Genomic DNA, 20,247 nt, shown 5'->3' with positions numbered 1-20,247 from the left:
TTATCACTCTAGCCACGAGACGGGGCCAAGGGCGGGTAGTTTGCCCTTCTCGCTGTATAGCTAGATTTATCTGTTAAATCGTGCTTCAGTCCCCTGGAGAGGGGATTATGATCATTCGGTTGACGATCCGCGATCCGGCGGCCTCCACCGCCGCCGACGCCGAGGTGACGGCCGAGCCGGAGACCCTCGTCGGCTCGCTGCTGCGGGCGCTGCCCTTCCCCGTCAGAGGCCGCGCCTGTTACGTCGGCGGCGACAAACTCGACCCCGACGCCCGTGTGGCGGACAGCCCGCTGGTGCCCGGGGTGACGATCAGCGTGGGCGAGCCCGAGCGTACCCAGCCGTGGAGGCCCCTGGCGGCGGCGGGCGCCGTCCGCGTGTTCGCCGGCCCCGACGCGGGCCGGGTGATCTGGCTCAGCCCCGGCAGCCACGTCATCGGCCGCGAGTGGACCGACATCAGCCTGCTGCGGGACCAGAAGGTGTCCAGGCGGCACGCGCGCATCGACGTGTCGTGGACCGGCGAGGCGACGGTCGTCGATCTCGGCTCGCGCAACGGCACCCTCGTGGACGAGCTGGGCGTCCAGGGGCCCGTGGCGCTGCGTCCCGACGGGGTGCTCCAGGTGGGCGACGACCGGCTGCGGTGGGCGCCGCTGCCGCCCAGCCGGCTCAGGACCACCCGCGCCAGGGATGGCCGCATCGACTTCGACCGGGCCTTCTCCCCCGCCCCCGCGGTCGCGGGCGCCCGGCTCACCATGCCGCGCAACGAGATCCCGCAGCGCAATATCGCGGTCGCGCTGATTTCGTCGCTGTTGCCACTCCCGATATCGGTCGCGATGGCCGTTCTGTTGAAAAGTCCGTATTTTCTGCTGTTCGGAATTCTGACGCCGATCACGTTCTTCGGCACGCAGTGGGTGGAAGGGCGGCAGCGCAAGAAGAAAGAGCGCGAGTTCGACCAGCGCAAACGCGACACGATGGAACGCATCAGGCAACACGTCGTGCACGAGCAGTGGCTGCGGCACGTCGTCGCCCCCGACGAGGTGGACCTCACCTTCGCCGCCACCCACGAGGGGCCGGGCCTGTGGCCGCGCAACGCCGACTCGCCCGACGGGCTGACCCTGCGCGTCGGCGTCGCGGACGAGCCCGCCACCATCACGCTCGACGGCGAGCCATGGCCCGACTTCACGCCGCCCGTGCTGCGCGGCGTGCCGGTCACGGTGGACCTGCGCGAGATCGGCGTGCTGGGCGTCATCGGCCCGCCCGACCCCGTGGACGCGCTGCTGCGCTGGCTGCTCGTCCAGCTCGGCACCCTGCGCGCCCCCGACGAGCTGCGGCTGGTCCTCATCACCGCGTCCGGCGGCGAACACCTGGCCTGGACGCGCTGGCTGCCGCACCTGAACGTGGACGCGCCCGTCCCCTGCCTGGTCGGCAACACGCCCGAGACCCGCACCGAACGCGTCGAGGAGCTCAAGGACCTGGTCACCGAGCGGCTCAAGGCCAAGGAACGGCGCGTCACCTTCGGCGAGGAGGTCGTCGTCGTCCTCGACGGCGCGCGGGCCTTACGCGACATCCCCGGCATGAAGGAGGTGCTGCGTGAGGGCCCCACGGTCGGCGTGTACGTGATCTGCGCCGACCAGCGCAGCCTCAACGAGTGCCGCGGCGTCTGCGAGCTGGACGGCACCGGCATGCAGCTCACCAGGGGCCGCCAGGGGCTGCCCGTCGCCGTGCAGCCCGAGAGCCTCGGCGAGCAGGCCGCGGAACGCATCGCCCGCGCCGTCGCCCCCATGCGCGACCGCCTCACCCTCGCCAGGGCCGAGAGCGTCATCCCCGACGCGGTGCGCCTGCTCGACACGCTCGGCCTCGGCGTCCCCGAGGCGGAGGCCGTACTGGCGCGGTGGGCCGCCGACCCGGGCCCGACCACCAAGGTGTGCGTCGGCGCCGACGGCACAGGACCCGTCACCGTGGACCTCGCCGCCGACGGCCCGCACACGATGCTCGGCGGGGCGACGGGGGCCGGCAAGAGCATCCTGCTGCAGACCCTCGTCACCTCGCTGCTGCTGGCCAACCGCCCCGACGAGCTGAACCTGGTGCTCGTCGACTTCAAGGGCGGCAGCGCGTTCCTGCCGTTCGAGCACTGCCCCCACGTCGTCGGCCTGATCCGCTCGACCGGCGACACGGCGGCCGACGTCTTCGACGAGAGCGCGGCACGCCGCGTGCTCGCCTCCGTGCGGGCCGAGGTGCGGCGGCGGGAGGCCGTCCTGGCCAGGTACGGCGGCGAGATCGACGTCTACTGGAACGCAGGCGGGCGGCTGCCCAGGCTCGTCATGGTGTTCGACGAGTTCGCCCGCGTCCTGGAGACCTCACCCGACTTCCTGCGCGAGCTGGTCAACGTGGCGGCCAAGGGACGCTCCCTCGGCATGCACCTGGTGCTGGCCACCCAGTCGCTGCAGGGCAAGCTGTCGCCCGAGCTGAAGAACAACATCTCCCTGCGCATCACGCTGCGCCAGAACGAGCCGTCCGACAGCACCGAGGTGCTCGGCGTGCCCGACGCCGCCACGATCCCCTCACGGCTGCGCGGCCGGGGCATGATCATGCGGGTGGGCGGCGAGCAACGCACCCCCCAGCTCTTCCAGACCGGCTACCTGGGCGACCCGCCGCCCACCGGCTCCGCCCCCGCCACCGCCCGGCTGTCGCCCTGGCCGGCGCTCGGGCTGCCCCGCCCCGGGCTCAGGGACGCGCCCCGCGCCAGCCGCACCGACCAGGACCTGGCCATCGCCGCCGTGCTGGAGGCCGCGCCCCGCCTGTCCACCGAACCGCCGTTCCGCCCCCTCCTGCCGCCCCTGCCCGCCGCGCTGCCGCTCGACAACCTGTCAGGAGCCGGCGGGGTGCCGTTCGCGCTGCTGGACGACCCCGCCAACCAGGCGCAGCCCGCCATGGGGCTCGACCTGACCGGCACCGAACGGCTCATGGTCGCGGGCGGGCCGCAGTCGGGGCGCACCACGTTCTGCCGGACCCTCGTCTCCAGCCTGGCGGCGCGCTGCTCACCCGCCCAGGTGTGGCTGTACGTCGTGGAGAACCAGCCGGGCGGGCTGGGCGCGTACGCGTCGCTGCCGCTGTGCGGCGCCGTCATCGGCGGCGGCGAGCCCGACCGGATCAGGCGGCTCGTGACGTGGCTCGCGGAGGAGGTGGACCGGCGGCGGCTGACCCGCCTGACGCCCGGCGGGCCGTCCGCGCCCGTCGTCGTGCTGGTGATCGACGGGTGGGAGTACTTCGAGGATCGCGGCAGCCCCGACTTCTTCGAGACCCCGCTGCTCGTCACCCTGCGCGCGATCGTCGCCGGCGGGCCGCCCGTCGGCATCCACGTCGTGGCCGTGGGCGGGCACGACATGCTGCGCGGCAAGACCCCCGACCTGTTCTCCCGCCGCCTGTTCCTGCCCTTCGCCCGCGAGGAGACCCGGCGGTCCTACCTCACCTCCGGCATGGTCTCGCCGCCCGTCCTCGCGGGGCGGGCCATCGAGGCGGCCACCGGCCTGCACGCCCAGATCTGCCTCCCACCCTCCGCCGTCCCCGCTCCACCCTCCGCCCGCCACAGCCGCACCTCATCCTCCGGCCCCAAACCCTTCCCCCCGCTCCCCGCCACCATCCCCCTCCGCGACCTCCCGCATCCGGCCATCGCCATCGGCGGCCCCGACGTCACCCCCATCGACCTGGACCTCTTCGACCTCGGCCCGCACCTCGCCCTCGTCTCCGGCCCCGCCGGCTCCGGACGCAGCAACGCGGCCCTCGTCATCGCCGGCGTGCTGCTGCGCGCGGGCATCCGGGTCCTCGCCATCGCGCCGCCCCGGTCGCCGCTCGTCCGCACCCTGCCGGAGGCGCGGGCGCTGGCCGGAACCTCCTTCACCGACGCCGTGTTGCGGGAGGCCGTGGAGTCCTTCGAAGGGGAGCGGTATGCCGTGGTGGTGGACGACTTCGACCAGGTGACGGTCACGCCACGGGAGCAGGGGTTCGACACGCTGCCCACGTTGCTGCAGGACATCCTGGCGCCGTCCGAGCTGGGGAGGCGGGCGTTGGTGTTGTGCGGGGACGCCACGCCGTTGCTGGAAGGGCATCGGCGGGCGTTGAGCGGGGAGGTGGGGGAGGTTTTACGGTCGGGGGTGCGGTTCTTGCTGACGCCGACGAGCCGGGTGCATGCTCGGGAGCATGGGGTGAATCTGGAGCCGGATCAGTTTTTCGGGGGGCCGGTGGGGCGGGCTTATATGGGGGTGGGGCGGCGGTTGGAGCTGGTGCAGTTCGCGGAGCTTTAGGGCCGGCCGGTGCGCAGGAGGCGGACGGCGGCCTCGGGCTCCAGCGGCGCCTCGCGCAGGGCCTGGCTCAGCAGCTCGTCGGCGGTGTGGCCGGCCCGCTCCAAGGGGTGGTTGTCGTCGTCGAGCGTGCCGCCGGTCGATCGAGCGCATGGCGAAACCGGCTACGCGCGATGGACATGTCTCACTCCGGTAACCGGTCTTCCAGGCGCCAGCCCGCGGGGCGCTCCGGACTCTTCGAACCAAGGGCAGCCGTTGACGATCCAGCCCAGATCGCCCAGGTCGGGCTCTTGCCGTCTTCGCCCCAGGGCGGGTCGGGCTGGGGCAGGCCGCAGACCCGGCACTCGCTCATGGCAGGCGGCCGGTCACGAGCAGGTGGATCGCGGGCTCCACCTCCAGCGGCGCCGCCCTGAGCACTTGGGCGAGCATGGCCTCGGCGGTGTGGTCGGCCCGCTGGAAGGGGTAGTTGTCGTCGATGAGCGTCCCGTCGCTGAGCAGCGCGGCAACCGCAGCCAGGACGATCATGAACAGCTCCGGTACGGATCGGCCCCGAAGACCAGGATTGAAGTTCAGGTACCAGGGCCCGTCGACCCCGTACTCGCCGGGCGCCGTGAAGAACATGATGACATGTCCCGCACCGCCCCAGTGGAACGTCCAGTCCGTCTCCCCTTCCTCGAAGATCACCTCGACGTTCGACACGCCGAGGATCGTTCGCATGGCGAAGCCGGCCACGCGAGTGAGCGTGTGCGGGTCCGGCCGCTGCCTGCACCTGACTTCGATCTCCACGGACATTCGTCACCCCGGGAACACGATCCAGCCGTCGGCTGAGTTGACGTAGATGCTGCTGACGGTCCCCTTGCGTGGCAACTGCGCCAGCGGCCCGTTGAGGCCGAAGTCGATCACGTCTCGGCCTGGCACGTTCTTCGCGTCGACGTAGACCTCCACGCCTGTGTACCCCTCCTTGCGCGCGGACTTCTCAGCGTCACCCGCCCTCTTGAGTACCATGAACGGCCCGTCGGCCTCGATCTGCTTGAGGCTGACCGGTGTTCCGTCGAGCCAGCCGTCGATGCCGGGGAAGTTGTCGGTCGGCGCTCCTTCGAAGTGCCCGCCACGTAGTTCTGCGATCTCCCGGGCCTGGGCGACCTCCTTCGGCGCCAACTTGCCGGGGGAGACGGATGACGGCTTGCCCGCGGGCAGTTCCTTCGGACAGGCCGATAGCCCCAGCGGGTCCGTCCACACCTGTGGATTGCGCACGTACGCGTGCGGATCCCACCCACCCCGCAACCCGATCGGATCCGCCGCCACATAAACCCCGGCCTCAGGATCGTAATACCGCAGGAAGTTGTAGCAGAGCCCCGACTCCGCATCCTCGTACTGACCGGGAAATCGCAGTGGGCAGTCCGCCCCGGAGGTGATGGGGCCGGGTGAAGTCCCCCAGAGGGTGCGGCGGGTGCGCCAGGCGATCTCGCCTTCCGCCGACACCAGCTCGGCCGGCGTCCCCACGAGGTCCGTGGCGATGGCGTAGAAGCGCTCGTCCACCCACTCCTGGGACCGCTCGGTCTGAGTGAGGGGGCGGAAGGAGCCGGGTGCCCAGTCCCAGGAGGTGGTTCGCTCGTCGGTGGACTGTTCGGCGAGGGTGAAGCCGTCCCAGGTGAAGTCGGTGCGGTGCGCGCCGTCGGCGCGTTGTTTGGCGATGCGGCGGCCGAGCGGGTCGTAGAGGTAGCGCCAGCGGGTGCCGTCGGGGGTGGTGACGGCGGTGAGGCGGTCGTCGGCGTCCCAGGTGTAGTGCCAGGTGCGGGGTTTGGTGGACAGGCCCTTGCGCTGGCGGAGGATGGTGCGGCCCTGGCGGTCGTACTCGTAGCGGGTGCGGCCGGCTTGGCGGACCATGGTGCCGGTGTAGGCGCGCGGGCCTTGGATGTCGGTGTGGGCGCGTGAGCCTTGGATGTCGGTGTGGGCGCGTGGATTTTGGGGGTCGGGGTGGGCGCGTGGGTTCTGGGGGTCGGACGGGGCGGCGGGCCAGGTGGCGTCGGTGATCTGGCCGGCGGTGTTGTAGTGGTAGGTCTCCGACCAGCCGGTGGCGTGGACGGCGGTGACGCGGCCGGCCGGGTCGAGGTCGAAGCGGCGGCGGCCGGACAGGAGGTCGTCGATCTCCGTCAGCTCGCCGTCCCTGCGGTAGCCGTAGGTGCGGCGCTGGATCGTGCGGCGGGCCGGGCCGCTGGTGAGGGTCTGGGAGTGGAGGCGGCCGTCGTCGTCCCAGTCGTGCAGGAGGGCGAGGTCGGCGCCGAAGGTTCTGACGGTTTCGCGGCCCGCGAGGTCGTGGGTGAAGTGGAGGGTCTGGCCGGCGGTTTCGAGGGTGAGGGGGAGGTCGCGGGCGTCGTACGTCCAGACGGTCTCCGCGCCGGACGGGGTGCGGCGCAGGACTCTGCGGCCGAGCGCGTCGTAGGCGGAGGTGAGGGTGCGGCCGTTGCAGGTCTCGCGGACGACGCGGCCGTGCGCGTCGCGGACGAGGGTGAGGTCGGCGTCCGGGTTGGCGGCGTGCACGAGACGGCCGAGCGGGTCGTAGTCGAACGTGGTGAGTCGGTCGCCGGCGCGGCGGCCGATGAGCCGGTCGAGCACGTCGTAGACGAAGCTGGTGGACTGGCCCGCGCCGTTGACGCGTTCGGTGAGGTTGCCCACCGGGTTGTGCAGGTAGCTCAGGACGCGCCGGTCGTAGTCGCTCTCCTCGACCAGGTTGCCCGCAGGGTCGTAGGTGTAGTGCCAGGTCAGGCCCTGCGGGTTGGTCACCTTGGTGAGGCGCAGCTCGGTGTCGTAGGTGAATTCGAGGCGGGCGCCGTCCGGGGTGGTGCGGGCGGTGGGGACGTCGAAGGGGCCGATCTCGACGCGGGTGGCCTCGCCCATCGGGTCCACGTGCTCGATGAGGTTGTTCTCGGCGTCGTAGGCCCAGCGTTCTGCGGCGCCGCCGGGGAGGGTGCGGGTGGCAGGCCGGCCTTCGACCGTCCAGGTGTGGCGGGTGGTGGCGCCCAGGGGGTCGGTGACGGCGGTGACGCGGCCGAAGGGGTCGCGTTCGTAGCGGGTGGTGGCGCCGGTGGGGTCGGTGATCGTGAGGGGCAGGCCGGCCGGGTCCGTGGTGACGGTGTGGGTGTGGCCGAGCGTGTTGGTGATGGTAATCAGGTGACCGCGATCGTCGTACGCGTAGGTGGCGGACGAGGTGGTGGTCAGGTTGCCACGCTCGTCGTGGCGCAGGGTGGTCGTGGTGCCGTCGAAGTCGGTGACGGTGAGCGGCAGGTGGCGGGCGTCGCGGGTGCAGCGGCGGGTGGCGCCGTCCGGGCGGGTGACCGTCAGCACGGCGCCCGCCTCGTCGTAGGTGTAGCGGGTGGTGCGGGCCAGCGCGTCCGTGCGGGCGAGCAGCCGGTCGTGGCGGTCCCAGCGGTAGCGGGTGGTGTGGCCGAGCGGGTCGGTCTCCGCCGTGACCTGGAGCAGGTCGTTGTGGTGGTACGTGGTGAGGTGGCCGAGCGAGTCGGCGGCCCGGGTGACGCCGTCGCCGTAGGACAGCTCGGTGTTGAAGACGCCCGCCGACCCGGTGCCGTAGACGCAGCGGCCCTCCAGGTCGTAGGTGTAGGCGTACCAGGTGCCGATGCGGTCCTGCCAGCGGGTCATCCGGCCGTCGTCGTCGTAGGCGAAGCGCAGCGGCAGGCCGGAGGAGTTGGTCACCTCGGTGAGGTCGCCGGCCTCGTCGTAGGCGTACGACACCAGCCGCTGCCCGGCGCCGCGCAGCCGGATCTCCACGACGCGGCCCTGGGACGTCTCGATGTCCAGGTGGTAGCCACCGGAGTGGACGATCTCGGACGGCAGGCCGTCGGTGTAGCGCACCTCGACGCGGTTGCCGTTGCGGTCGGTGACGGCCGCGAGGGGCAGCACGCCGGCCTCGGTCGTCTCGGCGAAGTGCACGGTACGGCCGGTGAGCGGGTCGGTGACGGCGTAACCGTCGTCGGTCTCGCGCAGGGCCAGGCGGGGGCCGTCGTCCGGGTAGGCCGGGCGGTCCTGCTCGGGGTAGGGGAAGGTGAGCAGCGCCCCGGTCTCCGTAGCCAGGCAGAGCCCGCCGACGTCGGCCTCCAGCCGCTGGTCCAGCGTGGAGGCCCAGGAGCGGCCGAAGCAGCGGCCGGTACGGTACGTGGACAGATGGGTGCGTTCCAGCCGCAGCGGCAGCACGCCAGGCAGCTCGACGTCGGTCTGCGGCAGCAGCACGGTGCCGGTCGGGAAGTGCACCGGGTCCTGGCTGAAGAACTGGCGGCCGCGCTGCCACGACGCGGTGGCCGCCGTCCCCTGGCGGGCGCCGCCGCTCTGGATCGCCGTGCGCAGCGAGGGGGCTCCCAGCGCGTTGCGGCCGCCGCGCACGGCCATGGCGCCGGTGCCGAGCAGGGTGCCTCCACCGGCTCGTACGACGCCCGCCGCCCCGTTCAGCCCCATGACGGCCTTGGCGCCGCGGCCCAGCAGAGCGATCCCCTTGCCGACGGGCAGCACGCCCAGCGCGGCCAGCCCGACCTGGCCCAGCGAGCCTTTGCCCTGCCGGTACTTGTTGAGCGCGTCTCCCAGCACCACCGCCCCGGCGGCCACCGCCACCCCGGCCAGGATCACCCCGGCCAGCCCGCCGGTGCCGATGACCAGCACCACCAGCCCGGCCACCGCTCCGACGGTCCCGGCGAAGGCCACGAAGTCGTCCCATGACCTGAACGGCGTGGTGATCGTCTCCCAGGCCTGCTCCAGCCACGACTTGTCCTTGATGCCGCTGCCTTCGAGCGCCCGCTCGATCTCCCGCGTGGCCCGGTTCTCGGCGTCGCCGCGCAGGCCGGCCGCCTCGTCGGCGATCCGGCGCGCCCGCGCGCGGTCCTCCTCGGCCTGGCGGGCCCGCTGCATCGCGCCGCGGGTGGCCTCCCGTGTCGCCGGGTCGGCGTTGGACAGGGCGGACTCCGCGCCGGGCACGTCCAGGATCGGACCGCCGCCGGGGAGCTGCGCCTGCACCTCGCGCAGCGCCCCCTGTGACGCGGCCGCGGCGCTCTGGCCCTGCCGCAGCGCAGCGCCGGCCCGCGTCTTGGCCTGTTCCAGGCTGCCCGCGTACGTCAGCAGCGCCTCGCCGGCGCCCCGGTACGCCTTGCCCAGCTTGGCCAGCTCGCCGGGCAGCTCGCCCAGCGCCTCGGCGTAGCGGGCCGCGTAGTCGCCGCGCATCCCCAGCGCCGAGCTGTTGCCCGACACGGTGCTCAGCCTGGCCGTGTTGTCCTCGGCCAGCCGCGCTTCCTTGAGCAGCCGGTCGGCTAGTCCTCTGACCTGTCCGGGGTCCCCCGGCGCGGGGTCGCCGGCCAGTCCCAGTACGTCCCATCCGCCCGGCATGACGTCACGCTCCCGCGCCGCCGCTGAGCGAGGCGTCCAGCTCGCGGTGCTTGGCGATGGCGGTCTTGAGGAACTGGCTCATGCCCTCCAGGCCCTGCATGACCTGCTTGGCGCCGTTGTTCCACTGGTCGTAGTCCTGCTGGAACTTGCCGGAGGCCCGCTCGGTGACGAAGTCGCTGCTGACGAGCTGGTCGATCATCGCCTTGAGCTGGGTCAGCCGGCTCTCGATGTCCTCTTTCTCCTTGTTCAGCCGGGTGGCGCTGTTCTCCACCTGCGGGAAGCTGAGGTGATGGGTCCCACCTGCCATGACGGTTCACTCTCCTTGGGGGCCGGACCAGGCCAGGGTGGCGCTGATCGCGTCGAACAGGTCGAGCATGGGCTCGGCCAGGCTGAGGTGCGGGCTGGTGAGCACCAGGTCCAGCACGCCGTGCCCACCGGGCACGGGGATGAGGGTCTGCATGACCACCGAGTCGAGCTCGCCCGTCTCGACGCCGGCCACGCGTACGGCGCGGCCCGCGTCCAGCTCGACGATCTCGACGGCGCGCCAGCCCGGCGTGCCGGGGGTGGGCGGCACGGCGACGACGCCCGAGGCGATCGCCTCGACCGTGTTGCCCCCGGGGTCGGAGCGGCCCCGCGTGTGCAGCACCATGAGGGTGGCCAGCACGGTGCCGGCGTCCTCCAGGTGGTCGGTCATCGCGGCGCCGAACACCGCCCCGTGCCGCGTCGCCAGCTCGGCGACCTCGCGCAGCACCTTCAGCAGCACCGCCCGGTGCGGGGCCAGCTCGGGCGTGGCCGCCACCCGGGCGTCCACGAGGCGGGCCAGGTCGCCGGTGCGTCCCGCGCGCCAGACGTCGAACTCGTACCACGAGTCGGGGACCCGCACGGTGAATCCGAAGGGTAGGTCAGCCATGGGTCAGCTCCTCGATGAAGGCGTCCACGGGCTCGGGTTCGAGCGTGACGCCGCCGATCCGGACGTCCCGGCCCGGCACGAGCCGGGGTGCGGGCTGCTCGGCGTCGCCGAAGCGCACGGCGCCGACCTGGCGCCCGCCCGGCAGGACGATCCAGCCGCCGACGACCGACGCGCCGCGCACCTGCTCCGTCGCCCTGTAGAGGCCGGACGGCCGCTCGACGACGGGGGCGGTGAAGCGGAAGGCGGCCTCGCCGAGCACCAGGTCGCCCGTGGCGTCGTCGTCGCCGAGTTCGGCGGTCATCAGGGTCTCGCCGTCCTCGGTGCCGGTGAGCGTGGCGCGGTTGTCGCGCGCGTCGCCGGACATCCACACCTCGCGGCGGCCGTCGCAGAAGTAGCCGACGGCCTTGCCGCCGCGGATCGAGAGGGCGACGAGCCCGCCGGCCACCCGTCCGGCGAAGTCGGCCTTGTCCGTGGTGGGGTCCTCGGTCGCTTGTGTCTTCCGGGGTGCGGCCGCCTGCCCGGACGGCTCATCGACGTACAAGGCCCGCGCCTGCGGCTGGTCCGTCAGCGCGAACACCAGCGACGCCGCGACCGTCGCGACCAGGACGCCGGTGAGCACACCCAGGCCGAGCGCCTTCATCCCGAGCCCCCGGAACTGGTCGAGAGCGAGTCGGCCAGCGAGCCGTCGAGCGTGCCCGTGCCCTCGACGAGGGCGTCCAGCAGGCCCGCCGCGCGCTCCAGGAGCTGGTTCATCCGCTCCCGGTTGTCGGAGGACTCCTCGAAGAACCTCCGTACGGCGTCGTCGACCTTCTCCGAGCCGGTCCGCGCGTCGAGCGCGCCGGCCTGTCCGTCGTCCAGTGCCGCGCGGATGGCCTTGAGGTCCCGCGCGACGTTCGCGGCCTCCTGGCGGTTCGCGGCGAATTCCTCAGCCATTGGTCCTCTCCCCCTTGATGGCCTCGAACGCGCGCCAATCCCGGTAGACGGTCTCGACGGTCTGGGCCGCGCCGCCGCGGCTCTCCATGCGCAGGCGCAGCCGTACCGGCAGGCCCTGGCCGTCCACCTGGAGCGTGAACCGCACCGGACCCTCGGCGGGCAGGCCCGCGTAGGTGGCGTCGCCCTCCTCGCCCCTGACCCGGTGCGCGGGGACCGATCCGGTGAGCGTGCGGCCGTTCCCGGCCGCCGGCGCGCTGGTCACGCCGGTGCCGGCGGCGTCGATCAGGCCCTGGACGGTGCGCGGCGAGCTGAGCTCGCGCACGGTGGGCGCCGTCGACTGGACGCACGACTCCCCCGGCGGACGGTCGGTGTCGAACACCGCCCCCGCGGCCGTCCCCCTGGTGCCGACGAGGGACACGGAGACGGGCTGTGGATCGTTCCCGCAGGCGAGTTTCATGTCGTACGACGTGGCGGGCGCGCCGGGGTCGAAGCTCAGCCGCCCCTCGGACCGCACCCGGCCCGCCGTCCCCACGCCGTCCGACACCTGGCTGAACGTGGCCGTGCGTCGGCCGACCGCGGTGACCACGTCGCTCGCCTCCGGCGCGCTCCCCTGGCCCGAGATCAGGATGACCGCGCCGGCCGCCGCCGCGACGAGCGCGATGCCGATGGCGACGCCGGTGAGGTACGCGGGCCTGCGCCAGAACGGCGTGGGCACGACGTGCTCCTCGTACGGCGCGGGCTCCTCCGGCCTGGTCCGCCGCTCGGCCTCCAGCAGCAGTTCGTGCACCGTGGCGCCCTGGGCCGCGCCGGAGTGGCCGAGCAGGATGCGGACCAGATCGACGGCCGACGGGCGGGAGGCGGCGTCGGCGCGGCGGCACTCGTCGATCACCGCGCGCAGCGCGGGGAGCAGCTTGTCGAGGTCGGCGCCCTGGTCGGGCTCGCGGCCCGTCGCCGCGAACACGACCACGCCGGCCCAGTCCCTGACGTCGTGAGCGGGAAAGACGCTGTCGCGCGGCCCCGCCGCGAACGACACCTGGCCGCGCGGCCCGACCACGACGTTGCCGGGGGTGAGCCGCAGCCCGGCGATGCCGCCCAGGTGCAACCGGGCCATGGTGGTGGCGCTGCCGAGCGCGAACAGGTAGAGCGTTTCGTCCCGCAGGGGACCCGCCGTGCCGACGGCGGCGGCCAGCGTGTGGCCCTTTCCCAGGTAATCGCGCGGCCGCAGGGCCAGGCCGTCGCTCCATCCCTGAAATTCCATCGCCATCCCCGTGGCAGCCGGTCAGCGCGGCGAAGCACGCTCGAAATACGCCTTCGCGCAGGTCAGGTGGCGTTTTTCGGTGTGGGCGCGTGCTGTTGTCCGACAGGTTGTACGCGGCGGGGCGGGGGTGGGTTCAATCGAATTCGCGAGAATCCTTCTGGGTTGCCGGGATCGGCATGGGTTCGGCCGTGAAGAGCTCGTAGCTGTGGCCGTCGGGGTCGCGGACGTACACGCCCCTGCCGCCGCCGAGGTGGTTGATCCGCCGGTCCCATCCGTTCATGGGGCCCGAGCCGTGGTCGATCGCGGCGTCGGCGCGGAGCCGGTCGAGCACCGCGTCGAAGGTGGCGTCGTCCACCAGGAACGCGTAATGGCCGGGCTGGGGGTGGTGGCGGTCGTCGAAGTCGAGCGTGAGGTCGTCGTTGACCCTGACGGGGGCGAACGGGCCGGACGGCGGCCCCACCCGCAGGCCGAGCAGGTCGGCGAGGAACGTGGCGGCGGTGCTCTTGTCGGTGGCGGGGATGATCAGGTGGTTCATGACGATGGCCATGGCGATGCCTTCCTCTCCGGAATGTATGCGATTCGCATGGAATCATATGTGCGTATCGCATGCAATCCGTCGTAGGCTGGAGCGCATGAACGATCTCGACGAGGGCGGGCCCGCACTGTTCCGACTGGTGCGGTTCTGGTCGCGCCGCTGGGCCGGGCAGGCGGCGGCGCTCACCGGCGAGGCCCGGCACGTGCAGCACATCCTCGTGGTGGAGGCCGTGCGGACCGACCCTACGGAGGCGACCGTCGGCACCGTGGCGCACCAGCTCGGGCTCGACCACTCCGGCGCCAGCCGCATGGTGAAGGAGGCCGTGGACGCCGGCTACCTGGCCCGCGCCACCTCCGAGCACGACCGCCGCCGCGCCGCGCTGCGGCTCACCGACAGCGGGCGGGCGCTGCTGGAAGGGGCTCGGGAATGGCAGCGGCACGCCTTCGGCGAGCTGACCGCCACCTGGGAGGAGCACGACCGGCTGCGGTTCGCGGCCTATCTGGAACGGCTGGCCGACGAGGTCGGCGCCTGACCATTTCGGCGGCGGGTCATTCCCGGGACTTATTCAGGACCTGTGCATCAGGTGGCCCGACGGCCTTTCCCGGCATTGTTGAGCCGTGCCCGAAAAGGCGGCACGACCGACAATCCGAAAGGACCAGAACAATGACCGAGACCGCTATTCACGGCCTTTCCGTGGCAGACCTCGACGACCTCATCGCGCGGGCCCGCCAGGCGGCTCAGGACGACGCGAGCGCACTGGAGCGGGCGAAGTCCGCCCTGTCCGGCAGCGAGCCGACGACCCAGGAGGGCGGCCTCGACACGGAGGGGTGGAAGCGGCGCGTGCTGATCCTCGCCCTCCGGATGAGCGGCTCCGCCCTGGCGGGGATCCTGCAGTCGCTGGTCCCGCAGGCGGCCGACTTCGTCAGGGACCACGCCGGGCAACTGGCCGCCGCCATCGACGCAGGCGTGATCAAGGTGAAGTCCGAGCTGGTCACCTGGCTGGTGCGGATGGGCGCCGACCTGCAGCTGGCCAACATGATCGCCGACGTCCTGGACTGGTACCTCTAGCAGTGCTCCACGGGTGCGGCGCCTCCCGGGCGGCGCCGCACTCCCGCCCTGATCTCAGGCCGCCTCCCGCGCCGCTCCGAAACCGGCGTCCCTGGCGCGGGCGACGGCCTCCGCCCGGCGGGTGACTCTCAGCTTCTGGAAGATGTTGGAGACATGATTGCGCACCGTCTTCTCCGACACGACGAGAGCACGGGCGATGGTCCGGTTGTCCTGGCCACGGGCGAGCAGGTCGAGGACTTCCCTCTCACGTGCGGTCAACGTCTCGGCGAAGGGCCGGGCCTGGCAGCATCGGTGGACGGCCTCCCCCTTTTCCGCAACGGGAATCAGTATGAGCACGAGCACTGATTCGAGCGCGATTGAGCTCATCGAATTACTGATCTTCACGCGATAGGTTTCCTCTTCTTTCGCGGCCCCCTCCTTTGGACGGGTTGAGCGGGATCGCAGTTCCTCATGATCGAGGGTCATCCCGATTCTGCAATTTCCGGGTTGACCTTGACGCGACGTCAACGTGTCTCATGAGAGGTGAGTGAACGCGTCGAGGGAGGGCCGATGGTCAGGTTGGTGCTGCGGGTCGTGGGGTTCGAGCTCAAGGGCCTGGCCGCCATCGGGCTGTGGATCCTGCGCCGCAGGCACGGGGTACCCGAGGGGGCGGCCGTCGCGACGTATGCCAGGGAGCAGGCATTCGTGCTGACGTTGTTCGCCTTCGCGATGGCCGTCGAGACCGTGGTGATCGACCTGCTGCTGGTAGGGCTCGACGTGCCCGCGTGGCTGCGGTTCGGGGTGTTGATCGCCGACCTGTACGGGCTGCTGTTCGTAGCCGTGATGGCGGCCGGATGCGCGACCCGGCCGCACGTCGTCACCCGGGAGGAGTTGCACATCCGGTACGGGGTCTACTTCGAGCTGCGGGTGCCCCGTGAGCGCATCGTCGCCGTGCGGAGCAGCCGGAGCCTCAACGAGGACGGCATGGTGTCGGTCAAGGACGGGCGGCTGGTGGTGGCGGTGTCGTCGCGGACGAACGTGACGGTCGAGCTGGACGGGCCCGTCACGGTGGTGCGGCCGCTCGGGCGGCGGGCCGAGGTGAGCTCGATCCGGTTCTTCGCCGACTCGCCCGAGGTGATGCTGGCGGCGCTGCGGGCCGAGGAGGCCACTCACTCATAAGCGGCGACCGGGACGTGAGCGGGCCTAGGCGAAGGGCTTTTGTGGCGTTACGTTCCAGAGAAGCACCATCTCGGGATCTTCCACCCTCGACCTCGGATGGAGGCGCCGCCATGCTCTTATCCAGCCGTCGCACCTGGAAAAACGGCATGAGATCACTCATCGTCGCGGCGATCGTCACCCTCACCCTGACCCCGGCCCCCACCCCCGCCCTGGCCGCGGCCCCGCCGGACATCCCGCTGGCCAACGTCAAGGCGCACCTGACGCAGTTCCAGTCCATCGCCAACGCCAACGGCGGCACCCGGGCGCACGGCCGCCCCGGCTACCTGGCCTCGGCGAACTACGTCAGGTCCCAGCTCGACGCCGCCGGTTACACCACCGCCCTGCAGTCGTTCACCTACAACGGCGCCACCGGCTACAACGTCATCGCCGACTGGCCGGGCGGCGATCCGAACGACATCCTGATGGTCGGCGCGCATCTCGACAGCGTGACGGCCGGGCCGGGCATCAACGACAACGGCTCGGGCAGCGCGGCCATCCTGGAGACCGCGCTGGCGGTGTCCCGCCAGGCGCTGCAGCCGACCAAGCATCTGCGTTTCGCCTGGTGGGGCGCGGAGGAGCTGGGGTTGCGCGGCTCGCAGTTCTACGTGAACAACCTGCCGGCCGCCGACCGAGCGCGGATCAAGGGGTATCTGAACTTCGACATGGTCGGCTCCCCGAACGCCGGATATTTCGTGTACGACGGCGATAACTCGGACGGAACGGGGTCGGGGCCTGGACCGGCCGGCTCGGCGCAACTGGAGCGGACGATCCAGGACTACTTCACCTCCATCGGCGTGCCCACCCGCGGCACCGACTTCGACGGGCGCTCCGACTACGGGCCCTTCATCGCCGTCGGCATCCCGGCGGGCGGCACGTTCACCGGCGCGGAGGGCATCAAGACGGCCGCCCAGGCGACGCTGTGGGGCGGCACCTCGGGGCAGGCGTTCGACGTCTGCTACCACCGCGCCTGCGACACGACCGCCAACATCAACGACACCGCGCTGGACAGGAACGCCGACGCCATCGCGTACGCGGTGTGGACGACCGCCACCGCCGTCCCGCCCATCACCGTCTACCAGGACACGTTCGAGTCGGCCACGGGCTGGACCGCGAACCCCGGCGCCACCGACACGGCCACCCTGGGCCAGTGGGAGCGCGGTGACCCCGAGGCGACCACGTCCAGCGGCGCCAAGCAGCTCGGCACCACGGTCAGCGGCACGAACGACCTGGTCACCGGCAGGCTGGCGGGCGCTTCCGCGGGCGCGAACGACATCGACGGCGGGATCACCTCGATCCAGTCGCCGCCGATCACGCTGCCCGCCACGGGCGCGCTGACCCTGTCGTTCTCGTGGTACCTGGCGCACGGCTCGAACGCCTCCACCGCCGACTACCTGCGCGTACGCGTGGTCGGCAGCACCACCGCCACGGTGTTCAACCAGGCGGGCGCGGCGACAAACCGCAACGGCGCCTGGGCCACGGCCTCGGCGAGTCTGAACGCGTTCGCCGGGCAGACCGTCCGTATCCTCGTCGATGCCGCCGACGCCTCAGGCGCCTCGCTGGTCGAGGCGGGCGTGGACGACGTACGGATCACCCGTTAGCTCCCCTCACCATCGCGGGCCGGACCTCCGACAGGTCCGGCCCGCCATCCCTCGTGGAGCAATGTCATGGCACTGACACCGCTCATCCGTAAATCGGCCCTGCCCTTCTGCGCCGCCGCCCTGCTGGCCGGGGTGCTGACGCCCGCCGCCGAGGCGGGCGCGCCGCGCGACGCGGAGATCGAGAAGATGGTCCGGCAGGTGGACGCGCGCAACCTGGGCCGCGTCATCACCGAGCTGGCCTCCTTCGGCACCCGCCACACGCTGTCCAGCCAGGACGACCCGGTGCGCGGCATCGGCGCCGCCCGCGACTGGATCTACGACGAGTTCTCCAGGATCGCCGCCACCTCCGGCGGGCGCATGACGGTGGAGAAGCAGTCGTTCGTCCAGCCCGTCTCGCCGCGCATCCCCGCCCCCACGGTGATCACGAACGTGGTCGCCACGCTGCGCGGCACCCAGGACGCCTCCGCCGGCCGCACGTACGTGGTCAGCGGCCACTACGACTCCCGCTGCTCCGACGTCATGAACGCCACCTGCGACGCCCCCGGCGCGGACGACGACGCCTCGGGGGTGGCGGTCGCCATCGAGGCCGCCCGCGTCATGGCGACCCGCACGTTCGACGCGACCGTGGTGTTCATGGCGGTGGCGGGCGAGGAGCAGGGCCTGTACGGGGCCGCGCACTTCGCCCAGCAGGCCAAGCAGAACAACGTCGACATCCAGGGCATGTTCACCAACGACATCGTGGGCAGCGCCGACGGTGAGAACGGCCGGGACGCCAAGGCCGTGCGGGTCTTCTCCGAAGGGGTGCCCACCTCGGAGACCCCGGCGCAGGCCGCCGTCCGCCAGTCGGTCGGCGGCGAGAACGACGGGGTGTCGCGGCAGCTCGCCCGCTTCGTGCATGAGACGGCCACGCAGTACGTGCCGCGCTTCGACGCGCGGCTGTACTACCGCAGGGACCGCTACCTGCGCGGCGGCGACCAGATCCCGTTCCTGCAACAGGGGTACGCGGCGGTGCGCTTCACGGAGGTGCACGAGGACTACCGGCACCAGCACCAGGACGTGCGCGTGGAGGACGGCGTCCAGTACGGCGACCTGCTGCGGTTCGTCGAGACCGACTACGTGGCGCGGGTGACGCAGGTGAACCTGGCCGCGCTGGCGGCGCTGGCCCGCGCGCCGCGCTCGCCGGGGCGGGCGGCGATCGTGACGAGCCGGCTCACCAACGACACGGACCTGCGGTGGGACGCCAACCCCGAGCCCGACATTTCGGGGTATGAGGTGGTCTGGCGGGACACGACCGAGCCGTTGTGGACGCACTCGCGCTTCGTGGGGAACGTGACCTCGTACACGGTGGAGGGATTGTCGAAGGACAACTTCCAGTTCGGCGTGCGGGCGGTGGACGAGCAGGGGCATCGCAGCCCGGTCAGCCACCCGGCACCCGCGACCAGCTAGAACGAGGCCGGGTGGGCGGACGCGCCGCCCACCCGGTCAGGACCCGCTATTCGGCCGAGGCCGACAAGGCGGCGGCCGGCGGCGCCGTCCTGGGCGGGATGGCGCGCAGGTTGTAGGCGAACCTGGCGACCGAGTCCGCGATCGCGTCCGAGTCCACGTCGAGCGCGGTGTCGTTGATGTTGGCGATGGTGTCGCAGGCCTGGTGGTAGCAGGCGTCGTACGCCACCCCGGCCGTACCGCCGAACAGCGCCGCCTCCTCAGGCGTCTTGATGCCCTCCGCACCGGTGAAGATGCCGCCGGACGGGATGCCGACGGCGATGAACGCCCCGTAGTCGGAGCGGCCGTCGAAGTCGGTGCCCACGGTCGGCAGCGACCGGGAGCCGAAGAACGCCGCGAGCTGCGCCTCGATCTGGGCCGATCCGGGCGGGCCGGCGGGCGAGCCGACGCCGTCGGAGTCGTCACCGTCGTACAGCTTGTACGCGTAGTTCGGCGAGGCGATCATGTCGAAGTTCAGGTACACCCTGATCCGGTCGCGCTGCGCCTCCGACAGGGCGTCCACGTACTGGTCGGACCCGAGCAGACCGATCTCCTCGGCTGCCCAGAACGCGAAGCGCACCTTGTTCTTGACCGGGACGTACGCCATCTCCTCCGCGATCTCCAGGAGCGCCGCGCTGCCGGAGCCGTTGTCGTTGATGCCGGGCCCCTCGGTCACGCTGTCGAGGTGGGCGCCGACCATGACGACGTTGCGCGGGTCACCGAAGGGACTCTCGGCGATCACGTTGTCGTTGGTGCCGAGCACGAGGTTGGCGTCGACCTTGAGCCGGACGGTGGCGCCGGGCGTGGCGGCCAGCTCGTTGCCCACGGCGAAGCTGGCGAACACCATGGGGATGCCGCCCCGCCACTCGCCGATGTCCAGCGGGAACGGGTCGGTGCGGCCAGGCTGGCCCTCGTTGAAGACGATGAGCCCGGAGGCTCCGGCCTCGGCGGCGTTCATCACCTTGTTGACGAACGGGCAGGTCCCGCGCTGGACGAGCGCGATCCGGCCGGGGACGAAGCCGGCGAAGTCGGCGGCCTCGCAGCCGCTGGTGGAGCTGGGCGCCGGGGTCGGCGGCAGCGTCAGGTCCACGCCCTGGACCTGCGCGGTCACGTCGCCGGGCGGGGAGGGCTGGAAGGTGACGAAGTCGGTGCCCGGCACGTACGACTTGGGGGTGGGCGCGGTGATGTCGAGCACGGGCGGGCTGTTCTCGCTCCAGCTCTCGACGAAGTTGATCGGCTGGCGGGTGACCTTGTAACCGGCCCTGCGCAGCTTGCCCTCGACGTAGGCGACGGAGGCGTCGTAGCCGGGCGTGCCGGCGGCGCGGTTGCCGCCGTTGGCGTTCGCGATGGCCTGGAACGCGTCCAGGTGCTTCTTGACGTTGGCGCCCTTGACCTTCTTGACGAGCACCTTGGCGAAGGCGTCGTCGAGCCCGCCAGCGTGCGCGGGCGGAGCCATGGCCAGGGCTAAGGCGAGTACGGTGAGCAGGACGATGGCGAATCTTCGCATGCGGGTGTCCCCCCATGGGCTGAACGGGAACGCGGCCCTTCCCCCCGAGCGACCGCTGCCCGAACGTAACCCGTCGGCG

The 20,247-nt window shown here is 71.8% G+C and carries 16 protein-coding genes; 6 read left to right on the top strand and 10 right to left on the bottom strand.

What is annotated here, in order from left to right; genetic code table 11:
• Positions 1–107: 107 nt before the first annotated feature.
• Entirely contained in the window at positions 108–4,298 is a 4,191-nt protein-coding gene (locus tag FXF51_RS07010) for an FtsK/SpoIIIE domain-containing protein (protein WP_148433429.1), read from the top strand.
• A 345-nt stretch (positions 4,299–4,643) separates the two neighbouring features.
• On the opposite strand, the gene FXF51_RS07005 is transcribed toward FXF51_RS07010, so the two are convergent.
• The 8 genes from FXF51_RS07005 to FXF51_RS06970 all read right to left on the bottom strand — a co-directional run bounded on the left by FXF51_RS07005 (position 4,644) and on the right by FXF51_RS06970 (position 13,328).
• Positions 4,644–5,081, bottom strand: a complete 438-nt coding sequence (locus tag FXF51_RS07005; RefSeq protein ID WP_148433428.1) for a hypothetical protein — start codon at positions 5,079–5,081, stop codon at positions 4,644–4,646.
• A gap of 9 nt (positions 5,082–5,090) precedes the next feature.
• Positions 5,091–9,680, bottom strand: a complete 4,590-nt coding sequence (locus tag FXF51_RS07000) for an RHS repeat-associated core domain-containing protein (RefSeq protein ID WP_148433427.1) — start codon at positions 9,678–9,680, stop codon at positions 5,091–5,093.
• A 4-nt stretch (positions 9,681–9,684) separates the two neighbouring features.
• Complete coding sequence (locus FXF51_RS06995; protein ID WP_148433426.1) at positions 9,685–9,987, bottom strand: WXG100 family type VII secretion target; 303 nt, start codon at positions 9,985–9,987, stop codon at positions 9,685–9,687.
• A gap of 6 nt (positions 9,988–9,993) precedes the next feature.
• Positions 9,994–10,590, bottom strand: coding sequence for a hypothetical protein (locus FXF51_RS06990; protein WP_148433425.1), 597 nt, complete (start codon positions 10,588–10,590; stop codon positions 9,994–9,996).
• The gene (locus FXF51_RS06985) at positions 10,583–11,230 is read right to left on the bottom strand and encodes a hypothetical protein (RefSeq protein WP_148433424.1); all 648 of its coding nucleotides are present in this window, start codon (positions 11,228–11,230) and stop codon (positions 10,583–10,585) included. The genes FXF51_RS06990 and FXF51_RS06985 overlap by 8 nt, the downstream gene beginning before the upstream one ends.
• Complete coding sequence (locus FXF51_RS06980) at positions 11,227–11,523, bottom strand: hypothetical protein (protein WP_148433423.1); 297 nt, start codon at positions 11,521–11,523, stop codon at positions 11,227–11,229. The genes FXF51_RS06985 and FXF51_RS06980 overlap by 4 nt, the downstream gene beginning before the upstream one ends.
• Positions 11,516–12,781 (bottom strand): hypothetical protein, encoded by a 1,266-nt coding sequence (locus FXF51_RS06975; RefSeq protein WP_148433422.1) that lies wholly within the window; start codon positions 12,779–12,781, stop codon positions 11,516–11,518. The genes FXF51_RS06980 and FXF51_RS06975 overlap by 8 nt, the downstream gene beginning before the upstream one ends.
• 133 nt (positions 12,782–12,914) lie before the next feature.
• Positions 12,915–13,328 carry a VOC family protein gene (locus FXF51_RS06970; protein ID WP_148433421.1) on the bottom strand — a complete coding sequence of 138 codons (414 nt, stop codon included), beginning with the start codon at positions 13,326–13,328 and terminating at the stop codon, positions 12,915–12,917.
• Between the two features lie 85 nt (positions 13,329–13,413).
• On the opposite strand from FXF51_RS06970, the gene FXF51_RS06965 reads away from it, so the two are divergent.
• Both FXF51_RS06965 and FXF51_RS06960 read left to right on the top strand, forming a co-directional pair.
• A complete protein-coding gene (locus tag FXF51_RS06965) occupies positions 13,414–13,848 on the top strand; it encodes a MarR family winged helix-turn-helix transcriptional regulator (protein ID WP_148433420.1) in 435 nt (144 codons plus the stop codon).
• Between the two features lie 131 nt (positions 13,849–13,979).
• Entirely contained in the window at positions 13,980–14,384 is a 405-nt protein-coding gene (locus FXF51_RS06960) for a hypothetical protein (RefSeq protein ID WP_148433419.1), read from the top strand.
• A 54-nt stretch (positions 14,385–14,438) separates the two neighbouring features.
• Here the strand turns inward: FXF51_RS06960 and FXF51_RS06955 are convergent, their stop codons facing one another.
• Positions 14,439–14,849: a response regulator transcription factor gene (locus FXF51_RS06955; RefSeq protein ID WP_148433418.1), complete on the bottom strand. Its 411-nt coding sequence runs from the start codon at positions 14,847–14,849 to the stop codon at positions 14,439–14,441.
• Positions 14,850–14,933: 84 nt separating this feature from the next.
• Between FXF51_RS06955 and FXF51_RS06950 the strand changes: the two genes are divergently transcribed.
• The 3 genes from FXF51_RS06950 (at position 14,934) to FXF51_RS06940 (ending at position 18,625) form a co-directional block, all read left to right on the top strand.
• Positions 14,934–15,542 carry a hypothetical protein gene (locus FXF51_RS06950; RefSeq protein ID WP_148433417.1) on the top strand — a complete coding sequence of 203 codons (609 nt, stop codon included), beginning with the start codon at positions 14,934–14,936 and terminating at the stop codon, positions 15,540–15,542.
• Positions 15,543–15,688: 146 nt separating this feature from the next.
• Positions 15,689–17,179 carry a M28 family peptidase gene (locus tag FXF51_RS06945; RefSeq protein WP_148433416.1) on the top strand — a complete coding sequence of 497 codons (1,491 nt, stop codon included), beginning with the start codon at positions 15,689–15,691 and terminating at the stop codon, positions 17,177–17,179.
• A 66-nt stretch (positions 17,180–17,245) separates the two neighbouring features.
• Positions 17,246–18,625 carry a M28 family metallopeptidase gene (locus FXF51_RS06940; protein WP_148433415.1) on the top strand — a complete coding sequence of 460 codons (1,380 nt, stop codon included), beginning with the start codon at positions 17,246–17,248 and terminating at the stop codon, positions 18,623–18,625.
• 46 nt (positions 18,626–18,671) lie between these two features.
• Here the strand turns inward: FXF51_RS06940 and FXF51_RS06935 are convergent, their stop codons facing one another.
• Positions 18,672–20,168, bottom strand: coding sequence for a M28 family metallopeptidase (locus tag FXF51_RS06935; protein WP_148433414.1), 1,497 nt, complete (start codon positions 20,166–20,168; stop codon positions 18,672–18,674).
• Positions 20,169–20,247 lie beyond the last annotated feature (79 nt).

Source organism: Nonomuraea sp. PA05 (genome assembly GCF_008086045.1).
Classification (GTDB): domain Bacteria; phylum Actinomycetota; class Actinomycetes; order Streptosporangiales; family Streptosporangiaceae; genus Nonomuraea; species Nonomuraea monospora.
The sequence above is the reverse complement of the archived record's forward strand: the minus strand, read 5'-3'. Positions and strand labels throughout refer to the sequence as shown.